Source organism: Vibrio tubiashii ATCC 19109, from assembly GCF_000772105.1.
Lineage (GTDB): Bacteria > Pseudomonadota > Gammaproteobacteria > Enterobacterales > Vibrionaceae > Vibrio > Vibrio tubiashii.
This window is the reverse complement of the sequence record NZ_CP009355.1, coordinates 1069503-1082699: the sequence shown is the minus strand read 5'-3', so window position 1 is coordinate 1082699 and position 13197 is coordinate 1069503. Positions and strand designations below refer to the sequence as shown.

The following is a 13197-nucleotide window of genomic DNA, read 5'->3' as shown; positions in this document are numbered from 1 at the left end:
TCAATTTTAAAAGTGTAAATAACGTAAATTGCGGATGACTTTATTATGAATCTAAATGATAATGGATTGCATTAGTAATTATGGAGTCAAGCAATGAAGTTGTCTGCACTGGCATTAGCCACAGGATTGTTAGCATTTGGCGCTAACGCTAAAATGGTCGAAATTGAGCACGCACAAGGCACCACAAAATTGGAGTCGAACCCTGAAAGGGTTGTGGTTATTGGATTGGGCGCGTTAGATACCGTTAAGGCGTTTGGAATTGAGCCTGTCGCAGTGTCAACGGTCAGCATGTTCCCTGATTACTTGGCTGAATATCGCGATTACAAATTCATTTCAGCAGGCAGCCTGCACGAGCCAGATTTTGAAACCATCTATACTCAAAAACCTGACCTAATCATTGTGGGTTCTCGCGGCGCTGCGAAGTACAAAGAGCTTACGGAGATCGCCCCAACTATCGTTTTTGCTGCGGATTCAAACAAAGGTTACTGGGAGAGTACTCAAGAGCAATGGCGTAACCTTGGCGAAGTCTTTGAGAAACAAGATTTTGTTGAGTCTAAGATCGAGCAGCTAGACAAAGAGTTCAAATCAATCAGCGCTTCCAATGACAAGAACGATGTTGATGCTCTAACGGTAATGAGTGCGGGTGGCAACATTACCGCGTTTGGTGCGCAATCTCGTTTCTCCGCTATCTACAAAGACTTTGGCTTCAAAGAGACGGTGAAAGGGATTAAAGAGAGTCGTCACGGTGACCTTGTCTCTTATGAATTTATTCGTGAGAAGAACCCATCAACCTTGTTAGTTATCGACAAAGATATTCTTATCAACAAAGGCAAAGGCAAAGGCAGCACAGTTAAGCGTGATTTCGAAAACGATTTGGTTAAAGCAACTGACGCTTACCAAAACAAGAAGTTAGCTTACTTAGACATCAACGCTTGGTATCTATCTATCGCAGGTATGCGCGCGACTGAGCAGATGATTGAAGATGTTAAATCAGCATCAGCAGTCAACTAACAGAACATAAGAATTATAAAAACTGGCCTCAAGCATTTTTGTGCTTGAGGCTTTTGTGCTAAAGAGAAAAGCAAGTGAAAAAGTTGTTGTTGGCGTTGATAGTATTGAGTATCGCGTCACTGTTTGTTGGAGTGGGGCAGCTAAATCTCGCTTCTTTAATTGCCGGTGATCTTAATAGCTGGCATCTATTCTGGACAAGTCGAATCCCTCGTCTTGTTGCCGTATTGCTGGCTGGTGCAGGTTTAAGTATCGCTGGTCTTATTATGCAGCAAATTAGCCAAAACCGATTTGCGTCACCGTCGACCTCAGGCACCATCGAATGCGCCATGTTAGGTTATGTGTTGAGCCTAGTACTATTCGGTAATGGCACTCAACTGTGGCTGATTTTCGGTGTCTCTATGGCAGGCACGTTGCTGTTTGTTCAGTTTATTAATCGCATCCAATTTAAAAATGCCATTTTTGTTCCTCTAGTGGGTATCATTTTCGGTAATGTCGTTGATTCTTTAGCAACATTCATCGCCTACAAATACGATGCGCTGCAAAACCTCTCTAGCTGGACAGTAGCGAACTTCGCTAACCTGTTACAGGGTGACTACGAGTTGCTCTACATCGCGATTCCAGTCGCCATCTTCAGTTATTTGTATGCTGCAAGGATCTCTGCGGTAGGGTTAGGTAAAGACTTTGCGACCAACCTCGGTTTGAACTATCAGCAGGTGTTAGTGATTGGTGTGTTACTGGTGTCAGTGATGTCTGCGACTGTGGTAATGATTGTCGGTATGCTGCCATTTTTAGGCTTGATAGTACCTAACCTTGTTAGCCGATTCTTTGGTGACAACCTACGCAAAAACATTCCTCTAACTGCCATTCTTGGGGCGCTAATTGTTCTTTGTTGCGACTTGGCAGGACGCCTGATTATTTTCCCTTACGAGATCCCTATTTCTACCATTATCAGCATTCTTGGCGGAGCGGTGTTTATCTTCTTTATTCTAAAGGGGCAAAAGCATGCTTGATAGAACCAAACTTATCGGGCTAGCGATCATTGCACTCGTATTTTGCTTTCTGTTTATTGGTATTGGTCTGAATGCCGATAACTATCAGTATTTTCTATCACGTCGAATACCCAAAGTACTGGCTATGGTCATTGCGGGTATCGCGATTGGTCAATCGGCATTGGTATTCCAGACGATTACTCACAACCGTATTCTAACTCCGAGTATTATGGGCTTTGACTCCCTATACATGTTTACTCAAGTGCTGGTGGTAGTGATCTTTGGTGGCATGAGTAGCTTTGCCTTGAACGCCTATTTCAACTTCAGTTTGTCTGTTGTGGTGATGCTTGGCTTCTCTCTATTGCTGTTTAGTTTCTATTTTAGAGGTGAGCGGCAAAACCTGATGGTATTGCTCCTGCTTGGAGTCATCCTAGGGCAGCTGTTTGGCAGCATTTCATCCTTTTTTGTTATGCTGATGGATCCGAATGACTTCGCGTCTGTTCAAGCGAATATGTTTGCCAGCTTTAATAACGTTAAGGTAGAGCTCGTCTACTACTGCGCTCCATTGTTGCTGGCGATCAGTGTTGCCTTATACCGATTACATCGTGTTCTGGATGTGTTTTGGTTAGACAAAGACAACGCAACAAGTCTTGGTGTTGATGTGAAAAAAGTGACGCTGCAAGTTCTCGTATTAAGTGCTGCACTGATCGCTATTTCGACTGCCTTGATTGGCCCGATCATGTTCTTTGGCTTACTAGTCACCAACCTAGCGCGTGAACTGTTTAAGTCTTTCCAGCACCAAGTTCTGCTGGTGGGTGTTTCGCTACTTTCAGTTGCCTCACTGCTCAGTGGTCAGTGGATAGTCGAAAACCTATTTGGTTTCTCAACCACAATCAGTGTGGTGATCAACTTCATTGGCGGTATTTACTTCTTAACCATGTTGCTGCGCAACAAAATCGTGTAGGTCTATTATGATTTCAATGAAAAGCCTGACCAAAGTGTTTGGTCAAACCAAAGTAGTGGATAGCGCAAGCGCAGAGTTCGAAAAAGGTAAAGTCACCTCTATTATTGGCCCTAATGGGGCAGGAAAAAGTACCTTACTTTCTATGGCGAGTCGCTTAGTCAGTAAGGATGAAGGCGAAGTACTGATTGATTGCAAAGAGCTGAGTCAATGGGATACCAAAGAGCTGGCAAAAAGGTTGGCGGTATTGCGCCAAGCTAACAACATCACTATGCGCTTTACCGTAAGAGAGATGATCGCCTTTGGTCGATTTCCCTATTCACGAGGTAAGCTAACCGATGAAGACCAGACGGTCATCAATAAGGCGATTGAGTACCTTGATTTAGAGGATATTCAACACAAATATCTCGACGAGCTAAGTGGCGGTCAGAGACAGCTGTCTTTTATTGCTATGGTTATGGCGCAGGACACCGACTACGTGTTTTTGGATGAGCCACTGAACAATCTCGACATTAAGCATTCTTTGCAGATCATGCGCAATGTTGGGCGACTTGCTCATGAGATGAAGAAAGCGGTTGTGGTTGTGATTCATGACATTAACTTTGCAGCCTGTTACTCAGACAAAATCATCGCGCTGAAGAAGGGTAAAGTAGTGGCGCAGGGCAGTGTTGAAGAGGTGATTCAGTCGGATATTTTAGAAAGCATTTACGAGACTCCGTTCAATATTATTGAAGTGGATGGTAAACGTATGTGTACTTATTATTAGGGCTTAATCCATAACTGAAGGACCTCCAAGCCGGAGGTCTTTTGCTATTAGAGGGCTAGAGACTACTCTTTTTCGTTAAATCTTCGATAATTGGACAGTTACTGCCAGAATCCCCAGGGCAGGCAGAAACCCAACTCTTGAGCTGCTTTTCTATCTCTTTTAACTCTCGAATTTTCAATTCGACCTCTTTGAGCTTTTCTTTCGCTTTCGCTTTGACTTCGCTGCTCTTGCGATTTGGGTTAGAGGCTAAATGGACAAACTCTTTACACTCGACCAGAGAAAAACCCGCATTCTTGGCGCGAGAGATAAGGTTCAGTTGATTGACGTGTTGTTGGGAGTATTCACGATAGCCAGACTCACTGCGCTGTGGGGCCGTAATTAACCCCTTGTCTTCATAGAGGCGGATTGATTTGCTTGATAATCCCGTCAGTTTAGAGACAACACCAATATTCATAGCCATTCCTTAAAACAGAGTCGAATGCAATACTTCAAATAGGTGCGATCTTTTTACTACTTTTGTTCTCAAGATTAAAGCGCTAGATGTAAAAAAGCCCACCTACAAGAGGTGGGCTGCGCTGAAATTGGTCAGCAGTTTGGACAGCTTTTTAGAGCTTATAGGTAGTAACGAGCACCGATTAGCCACTTGTTATCAGCTGCGTCTTTAGCATTAGTAACAAGTGCATTGTTCGAATCGTTTAGATCGAACTGGTAAGCTGTGTATGCGATAAACTTAGGCGTGAAGTTGTACTCGGCTTGAAGAGCAAGCTCTTCGCGCGCAGTGCCTTTTTCTGAAGACTTAGTTACTTTACCTTCAACTTTCTCATAGTTCATGATGAGGTTTAGGTTGTTTTCAAACGCGTAAGATACTAGACCTTCATAAGCTGCGCTCTCTTCAAGTAGAGTAGTACCGCTGCTGTTCATATTTTCGTTAGATGCGTATACACCAGCAACATAAACACCTTTACCGTAAGTACCGTACTTAGCCGATACTAGATGAGATTTTGCTTTCTCTTTCTTCGTTGAAGTTCCTTCAACAAAATCGCCCGTGTTGTATGTGTAGCCTAGTTTAAAGTCTGCGATTGCGTAGGATAGAGCTGCTTGAACGCGGTCATCGTATTTGATGCCAGTAGTAACATTGTTAACTTCAACCTGCTCATCGTTAGTACCTTGCCAACCAAGAGCGAAAGATAGCTCGCCCGCTTGGTCAAAATCGAAACCGTTGCGGTAGCTCACCATTTTATCTGCACGACCTGTACCTAGCGCACCGTGGTTGTCATAGATAAAGTCGTTCGCGAAAGCGATAGGCATATCAGCAACACCTGCTACATCGTAGTAAGGTGCCCACTGAGTACCCACTACAGCGCGGCCGTAAGAGTCGTGTGAAAGACCAACGTAACCTAGACGAGTAGTAAATGCATTCTCACCACCGTTTAGGTAGTTTAGTGCCCATTCACCTTTAGCGTCAGCAGTAAAGCCATTACTTAGCTCTTGAGTCGCGTTAAAGTTGATACGTGGCGAGTTAGTACCCACGTCAGCATCACCTTTTTCAGAGTCGTTTACGTTTACAGAAACGTGGCCGCCGATAGAAAAAGTTGTGCCGTCATTGTTGTAAAGCTCAACAGCAAAAGAAGAAGCAGAAACAGATGCGATAGCAACCGCTAGAATCGTTTTTTTCATGATAAAGTCCATATTATTAAGCCTTAATTCGGCTTTCATTGCTCGTGTTTATACGATGAGCAGACTTTAAAACGAAAGTTCACAAAACGGTCACAAAACAAAATAAAATGTTAAAAGAGAGAAAATGTTTCGTAAATACAAATACTTATGGTTGTAATGGTTTGTTACATTAGGTTTTTTTATAAGTGAGGATTATTACTTATAGCTGGTGTAAATGTTTGATATCTGATGCCTTTGTTGGGTTGATTGAATCTGAGCGGAATTCTCGTTTTGAGTTGCAATTGAGATCGGTGGAATGCCGTACTCTTTTTTGAACGCATTGGTAAAATTCGCGGGGTGATTATAGCCTGCTTCATAGGCTGCTTCGGTAATCGTCACTAAGCCACGCTCCAAATTTTGCTTTGCCACATCAAGTCGGCGCCTGCGAATAAAACCACTGACTGTCACTCCAAGTTGCTGTTTAAATTTGCGTTGTAGATTAGAGCTACTCATCGAGAAATGCTCAGCGACGAGGTCAACAGATAATGGATCGCCAAGGTGTGATTCTATATAACAGACAATATCTTCAACTGAAGATGGTATTCCGGCACTTTTGTCGGTCTCCTTAGAGTGGAAACTCTCCGTTGCCAACTTGCCAAACACTGACTCCATAAGTTGAAATGCGATGGATTCTAGTGCGATCTTTTCCTCGAATGAGCTCGCTTGATAAAGACTGATCGCGCTTGTGACTAAGTTTTCTATCTCAGGGGACACATCAAATTGGAGAAAGTTCTTATGGCTTGCAATGAATTGGCTTACCTGACAATTGCCATCAGTGCGCGCTTTAATCCAATCGTGGTTCATCATGATATTGAGTTTGGTCACGCAATTATTTTTAGTGATCTGTCGACGGAAGTTTGCAGGCTGATTGAGATTAACCAATGTGACTTTTCCGCATTGACTAGAGTCCAGCTTAAACTCTAAGTCGTCGTAGCTAAATCTAAGTTTGCCTTCGAGTAGAACGGTTATGATCACCGAGGAGGGAGCCATAGAAACAACATTGGAATCTTGTAGCTCTAGGCTTCTACATCCGTGCATATTGACGCGTTGGGCAACGTTGTACGAAAGAAACTGCCCTTCAACTAAAGGGGCTTGACCATGTTTAGTCTCACCTACAATGAGCTGTTTTTCTGACTCTTCTACTTTTTGAGTAATGGCTACTTTACGTAATCTATGAGTATTGAGTTCAGCGGTTGGCATATGGCAGTTCCTCATAAGCAGTATGCAGTTTTGCATAAGCTATTGATCTTTTAGTTAATCGATAACAACCATATCATACGTGCGAATTATTATCATTTACATTTAGGGATAGTCGCATGAAAAGGGTAACCAATCGCCCCCAACACCTCTCTTTGATCACTCTTGCTGTATGGTCAGCGCTTAGCAGTGGCGCAGTAGCGCAAGAAGTCACTCACTTAGAAGATGTTGTCGTATGGGGAACTAAGGTTTCGAGTAGCTCAGAATCGCTTGGTGCGGGCGATATGTCGCTTAAGCAAGCGGATCATATGTCAGATCTTCTGCGTGATGTACCTGGTGTCGATGTGGGCGGTACCCACTCAGTTAACCAACGAATCAACATTCGTGGTCTTGGTGAAACAGACTTAGATATTCGCTTAGATGGTGCTTCTCAACACGCCAATATGTTCCACCACATTGGTAACCTCACCTTAAACCCAGATATTCTTAAGACGGCTGAGATTCAAGTTGGTAACAACTCAGTGACGCAAAATGGCCTTGGTGGTTCGGTTTACTTCGAAACGAAAGACGCGAAAGACCTGTTACGCGGAGACGAGAAGTTTGGTACGCGCGTGTATGGCGGTTACGCAAGCAACGCCAGTCAGCAAGGTTCAGTGACATTCTATGGCTTGCTTGGTGAGAAATTTGATTCCATGTTGTATGGCAACTGGCTATCACGTGATAACTTCAAAGATGGCAACGGTAATAAGACATTTGGTGTCAAAGGTGATACTTACAATGTTCTTGGTAAGTTAGGCTACGAGCCTTCAGAGCTCCACAGATTTGAGCTTGCTTACGACTTTTATCGTGATAGCGGCGATTACAGCCCGCGACCTGATTGGTCAGGTTCGGCAAATAATGAGCGTTCAGGTACTGAAACTATTCCAACCGATTATGATCGTGACACGGTGACTTTGTCTTATGAACTAAAAGGTGACGTTCATAAAGGTAAGGTAACGCTTTATTCTAGCCAAACAGAGATCGTGCGTGATGAGTCAGGAGTGACTAGCCGCTGGCCGGGCGATCGTTTGTCGGTAAATAGTGCCGAAAACAAAAACGTTGGCGCAAATGCCAAATTCCAAAGCGATTACCAAATTGGCCGTTTAGATAATACCGTCACTTACGGTTTGGATTACATAGACAAAACCAGTAAGAGTATCTATGGCGGCGTCGTATTTGCTGACGAATCTGCAATCAATAGTGCCTTCTTTGCTGAAAACCAAATGTACATTACCGATTTTTGGTCAGTTACTGCGGGTGTTCGTTACGACGATTACAAGCGCAAAGCAGCAACGGGTACTTCGAATTTTGATGACGTGACTTGGTCGCTTGCGACCGAGTGGGACGTAACCAATGACTGGACTCTGTTCGCGAGCACAAGAAGCTTGTTTAAAGGCCCAGAACTGCTTGAAACCTTTATCAAGTACCAACCAACAACGCACTTAGCTAGTGATATTAAAGCGGAAACAGGTCAAAACACTCAGGGTGGTATTCGCTTCAATAAGCAAGTAAACAGCCATTTCTTTGGAGCGAGTTTAACTGCCTTTAAAACTCAAATTGACGATTACATCGCCGAAGCTTATCAAAGCTCTACCAAAGGTTACTTAATCTACAACAAAGGAGATGTTGAGTTTACCGGTTTTGAGTTAAGCGCAACGTATGGATATGAAGCCTTTAACTCGAAGTTGTCTTACTCTCGTTCAGATAACAAAAATGTGACTAACGGAGGCCCAGTACTCGATGCCAATGACAGAAGCATGGACATCGGTGATAGCATTGCGCTGACTCTAGATTACCAAGCAGATTCGATTGACGTCTTGTTTGGCTGGACATCGATTGTCGTTTTAGAAGAAAACAATGTTCTCGAAGGCAAAGCGGTGAAGGAGGGTTACAACGTACATAACCTTTATGCTCAGTGGATTCCTTCAAATGTCGAAGATCTATCGGTTACGTTTGGAATCGACAACATCTTTGATGAAGCTTATGTATCGCATGCTTCTAAAACAGGTGATGCACGAGGCATTATCGCGGATGACTATGAGCCCGGCCGTAACTTCAAGCTGTCAGCTGCTTACCAGTTCTAACTTAACTTTTGGCTTTATTTGATCCATTTGAACTTTGAACATTTTGCTGTCCTTCGGGGCAGCTTTTTTAGTTTACTTTGGCAAGCTCTGAAATGATTGGCGGGTTGTGCAATAAAGTCCAATTGATGGCGCTATGAATCTCTAATGGTGGGCTGTAGTAAAAGCCTTGTATGTAGTCGCATCCTTGGCTCTTAAGTATATCGAGTACCGCTTCATCTTCAACACCTTCCGCCACTACGGTGTAGCCAAGCCCATGAGCAAGCGATATGGCATTCGCTACGATCGATCCGTTTCGCTCGTTTTTCTCTAGTTTGTACAAAAACGAACGGTCAATCTTAATTTGGTCAACGGGTAAATCTCTTAATAGCGAAAGCGATGAATATCCTGTACCAAAATCATCTAGGCTGATCTTAAAACCGAGCTTTCGGATGTTCTCTAGAAGTTTTTCAGGGCTTCGCAGACGATTAATTGCGGTGCTCTCGGTGATTTCTAGAACGATACAATCAGTAATCTTGTTATTTTTTTCTATTAGCTCTAGCAGTTTGGTTTCTAACTTAGAACCCATTAAGTCCTTAGCTGAAAGATTGACGTGTATAGGATAGCGGATACCTTGGGTTTCAAACGTTTTGATATCTTGTGTAACTTGATCAAGTACCCATGCAGTAATCGACGTGATTTTGTTACTGTGCTCGGCGATAGGGATGAAATCGATCGGGCTAATGGTGGTTCCATCTTTAGTGATCCAGCGAATCAAGGCTTCATAGCCGCTGACAATGCCATGGACGCTGCACAAGATAGGTTGGTAGTAGATTTGAAACTCATTCTCTTCTAAGGCTTTATCTATATTGCGCGAAATTTCGAGTTTTCGTCTCGCACCTTGGCTCATACTGTCGTCGTAAATTGCAAAAGGTCGTCCCGCTTTTTTCGCCCAATACATTGCGATGTCTGACGCGTTGATCATTTGTTCCGCATCAGTGCCATGCAACGGAAACTGACTGATGCCTATGCTAGCGCTGGTGGTGAGTTCAAAACCATCAACAGAGAAGGGGAGGTGAAGCTCTTGATTAATTCTCTTAGCAGCATGTTTTATGTCTAACTCTGGACGAAGTGGAGTGATAACGATGAATTCATCACCGCCTATTCGGGCAATAAAATCGCCTTTCTCTAGTAATGAACTAATACGCTGTCCGATCTGTACCAGTAGTTGATCGCCGCAAAAATGTCCCATGCCATCATTGACCTGCTTAAAGTTGACGACATCGAGCAGCATCAGGTCAAAGGGTTTATCGTGCTCAATTAATAACTCTATTGTTTCTATACAGTGTTTACGATTCGGCAAATTGGTTAAGGAATCATGCAAAGCATTGTACTTTTCTTGTCTCACTAGTGTTTTAAGTTGAACTATGGTGGTAAAACTGTAGGAAACGACGGTATAAACGAAGATACTGCCACAGAAGAGAATCGCGCTTAATCCGAGCAAAATGGGACTGATTGTTTGTTCTGCCAGTAGAGACATCAGCACAAATGAATAGCCGACGACAAAGCTCACAATCAAGAAGTATAGCCAGCGCCAACCCGAATGTTTTGTCTGCTTACATATCTGAGTCGCAGTTTTTAAGCCCGCTAGAAGCAGGCACAGGCCAATAAGTACCATACTGATTGCTAATGTAAACAAAACTACCTCTCACCGAGTGGTTCCTAAGTGATGTGTATGCCTTGGTCGCACTGATTGAATGAGCTCAGGCGTAACTAAAGTGTAGTGCGTTCTGGTTAGTAATAAAATTAACATTAATTTTTTGGTGTGAAATAAATCCGCTATTGCGATAGATCAACAAAAGTTTGTTTGATTTGTTTAAAAAGACCAATAAAAGTTGAAAGATTCAAAAAATATTGAATAATGGGCACAACAACAATATAGAAGCGTAACGCTTCAGTTCACAGTCTGAAACAGGAACAAATCCATGTCGAACTCGTTTGTGCTGGTCATTAACTCTGGTAGCTCTTCATTAAAATTTGCTGTAATTGACTCTAAGTCTGGTGACGCAATCGTCAGTGGCTTAGGCGAATGCTTTGGTCTGCCAGAAGCAGTCATTAGCTGGAAATACAACGGCGAAAAAACTGAAGAGGCGATTGATGCGCCTGATAACCACCACCAGCACGCTATTAACCGAATCGTTGCGTTAATGGATACTCTTGGTTTCACTAAAGATTTAGTTGCCGTGGGTCACCGTATCGTTCATGGCGGGGAGAAGTTTACTTCTACAGTTCGTATTAATGACGAAGTACTTACAGAAATTGAGAATCTGTCTGATCTGGCACCGCTCCACAACCCAGCAGGCGCAAAAGGTATTAAGGCTTCTATGCAAGCTTTCCCAAGCCTTCCTCAGTTCGCTGTATTCGATACTGCGTTCCACCAAACTATGCCGCAAAAGGCGTTTACAGGTGCAATCTCTAACGAGCTGTATAAAGAATATGGTATCCGCCGATACGGTTTCCACGGCACTAGCCACTACTTTGTTAGCCGTGAAGCAGCGAAGATGCTAGACAAGAAGGTTGAAGAGTCTAACTTCATCTCTGTTCACCTTGGCAACGGTGCTTCTGTTTGTGCGATCGCAAACGGCGAGTCTGTTGACACGTCAATGGGCTTTACTCCCCTTGCTGGTCTAATGATGGGTACTCGCTCAGGTGACTTAGACCCAGGAGTTATCGAGTTCTTAATCAAGAAAGGTTGGACGACTGAGAAAGTCTTTGACACTCTTAACAAGAAATCAGGTTTCTTGGGTGTTTCTGGCCTAACTTCTGATGCTCGCGGTATCCTTGAAGCGATGGCAGAAGGTCACGAAGGTGCGAAGCTAGCCTTTGAAGTGTTCACCTACCGTGTTGCGAAATACATCGGCTCTTACATGATTCCACTAAACAGCCTAGATGCAGTTATCTTCACAGGCGGTATTGGTGAGAACTCGTTAGACATTCGCCGTGAGATTCTAAATAACCTAAAACTGCTAGGTTTTGTTGAAGATGTAAAAGGCAACGAAGAGGCTCGCTTTGGTAACGCAGGCGTTATCGCGACTTCGGAACTGCTTGGCGCAGTGGCAATGGTTATCCCAACAAATGAAGAGTTTGTTATTGCGCAGCAGTCGGTAGAACTTCTTTAACAAATTCAAATCATTAGAAAAGAGCGAGCCCAAGTGGCTCGCTTTTTTGTTATTTCTCATTTGAAAAGTCGCCTAAAGCTCACCTCAGGAAGTGAACAAAGCCGCTGTACCAATCCAAGTTACCCAAGGTGCAATCACAGGTAGATTAGATGTGTTGGAATGGGAGAGTAACGCAAACTCCAAATCAACTTTTTATACTCTGATTAGTCGAAAATACTTGATAGTGGACTTTTTACCCCGTTCGCCCCTCTATCAATGATGTGAGTATATATTTGTGTTGTTTTTACATCTGAGTGACCTAATTGCTCTTGGACTGTTCTGATATCCGCTCCACTTTCTAGTAGGTGAGTAGCAAACGAGTGTCTTAGGGTATGGCAGGAAATATCTTTCTCGATTTCTGCCTGATTTGCAGCGAATTTGATATGTTTTTGTAGCGAAGTGTGGTGAATATGGTGTCGGCGATTTTTACCGTCGCGGGGATCAGAAGACAAGCGGTCAGAAGGGAAGAGGTATTGCCAATTAAAGCTCATTTCTGCATTGGGATATTTTCTGGCTAGTGGTTCAGTTAAATAGCTTCCTGAAAACCCTTTGTTGTTCATGTCTTGCTTATAATACCTTAATGAAATTTGCTGTTGCTGCTTCAGGTCATCAAACAGCTCAGGTGCTAACGTGACGATTCGATTTTTGCCTCCTTTGCCCTGCCAAATCCTTATCGATTTATACTGAAAGTCTATGTCATGTACTCTAAGGCGAACACACTCCATTAACCTCAATCCTGAACCGTACATAAGTTGGAGCGGTAGTTTATATTTGGGTGAGCACTGGTTGAATAGCTTGCGCACTTCAGTTTGTGTAAGCACAGTCGGGAGTTTACGGGACTTATTTGAACGTCTAAATTGCATGTCAGGCTCTACGGGCTGGTGGATGATTTCTTTATAGAGAAACACCAACGCGTTGAGTGCGAGGCTTTGCGTTTTTTGCGCGATGCCCTTTTGCGATACCAAGTGGCTCAAGAAGTTTTCTACGTCTTGAGTGCCCAGTTCTTTTGGGTGTTGTTTACCATGAAAGATTATATATTGGTGAATCCAGTAAACATATGCCTCGACGGTACGAAGAGCATAGTTCCTACCGAGCATATAGTCGCGAATGTACGCCAAGAACGGCGATTTGCTCATAATAAATGCCTGTTTATTTATACATAATTTTTAGTTTGGCAGAGTAAGGCAGGCTGTATAGAGGTATTCTTGATTTTGCGGGTAGGATTTCACAACGTTAAAGC

At 43.3% G+C, this 13197-nt stretch carries 11 protein-coding genes; 6 read left to right on the top strand and 5 right to left on the bottom strand.

Annotated elements, in window-relative coordinates; all coding sequences use genetic code 11:
• Positions 1–93 precede the first annotated feature (93 nt).
• The 4 genes from IX91_RS20060 to vctC all read left to right on the top strand — a co-directional run bounded on the left by IX91_RS20060 (position 94) and on the right by vctC (position 3727).
• The gene (locus IX91_RS20060) at positions 94–1011 is read left to right on the top strand and encodes a siderophore ABC transporter substrate-binding protein (protein ID WP_004743481.1); all 918 of its coding nucleotides are present in this window, start codon (positions 94–96) and stop codon (positions 1009–1011) included.
• 74 nt (positions 1012–1085) lie between these two features.
• Entirely contained in the window at positions 1086–2021 is a 936-nt protein-coding gene (vctD, locus tag IX91_RS20055) for an iron chelate uptake ABC transporter permease subunit VctD (protein ID WP_004749134.1), read from the top strand.
• Positions 2014–2964, top strand: a complete 951-nt coding sequence (gene vctG / locus IX91_RS20050; RefSeq protein ID WP_004742850.1) for an iron chelate uptake ABC transporter permease subunit VctG — start codon at positions 2014–2016, stop codon at positions 2962–2964. The genes vctD and vctG overlap by 8 nt, the downstream gene beginning before the upstream one ends.
• 7 nt (positions 2965–2971) lie before the next feature.
• Entirely contained in the window at positions 2972–3727 is a 756-nt protein-coding gene (gene vctC / locus IX91_RS20045) for an iron chelate ABC transporter ATP-binding protein VctC (RefSeq protein ID WP_004742849.1), read from the top strand.
• Positions 3728–3782: 55 nt separating this feature from the next.
• Here vctC and cueR read toward each other — a convergent pair whose 3' ends face one another.
• From cueR to IX91_RS20030, 3 genes are all read right to left on the bottom strand, one after another.
• Complete coding sequence (cueR, locus tag IX91_RS20040) at positions 3783–4181, bottom strand: Cu(I)-responsive transcriptional regulator (protein ID WP_004742848.1); 399 nt, start codon at positions 4179–4181, stop codon at positions 3783–3785.
• 158 nt (positions 4182–4339) lie between these two features.
• Positions 4340–5404: a porin gene (locus tag IX91_RS20035; RefSeq protein ID WP_038197324.1), complete on the bottom strand. Its 1065-nt coding sequence runs from the start codon at positions 5402–5404 to the stop codon at positions 4340–4342.
• A gap of 195 nt (positions 5405–5599) precedes the next feature.
• The gene (locus tag IX91_RS20030) at positions 5600–6643 is read right to left on the bottom strand and encodes a helix-turn-helix transcriptional regulator (protein ID WP_004742846.1); all 1044 of its coding nucleotides are present in this window, start codon (positions 6641–6643) and stop codon (positions 5600–5602) included.
• A gap of 116 nt (positions 6644–6759) precedes the next feature.
• Here IX91_RS20030 and IX91_RS20025 point away from each other — a divergent pair, with 116 nt between their 5' ends.
• Complete coding sequence (locus IX91_RS20025) at positions 6760–8763, top strand: TonB-dependent siderophore receptor (RefSeq protein WP_004742845.1); 2004 nt, start codon at positions 6760–6762, stop codon at positions 8761–8763.
• Between the two features lie 67 nt (positions 8764–8830).
• Here the strand turns inward: IX91_RS20025 and IX91_RS20020 are convergent, their stop codons facing one another.
• Positions 8831–10417, bottom strand: coding sequence for a putative bifunctional diguanylate cyclase/phosphodiesterase (locus tag IX91_RS20020; protein ID WP_004742844.1), 1587 nt, complete (start codon positions 10415–10417; stop codon positions 8831–8833).
• 307 nt (positions 10418–10724) lie between these two features.
• On the opposite strand from IX91_RS20020, the gene IX91_RS20015 reads away from it, so the two are divergent.
• On the top strand, positions 10725–11918 hold the full coding sequence (locus tag IX91_RS20015; RefSeq protein ID WP_004742843.1) for an acetate/propionate family kinase: 1194 nt from the start codon (positions 10725–10727) through the stop codon (positions 11916–11918).
• Positions 11919–12121: 203 nt separating this feature from the next.
• Here the strand turns inward: IX91_RS20015 and IX91_RS20010 are convergent, their stop codons facing one another.
• Positions 12122–13093 (bottom strand): integron integrase, encoded by a 972-nt coding sequence (locus IX91_RS20010; protein WP_004742842.1) that lies wholly within the window; start codon positions 13091–13093, stop codon positions 12122–12124.
• Positions 13094–13197 lie beyond the last annotated feature (104 nt).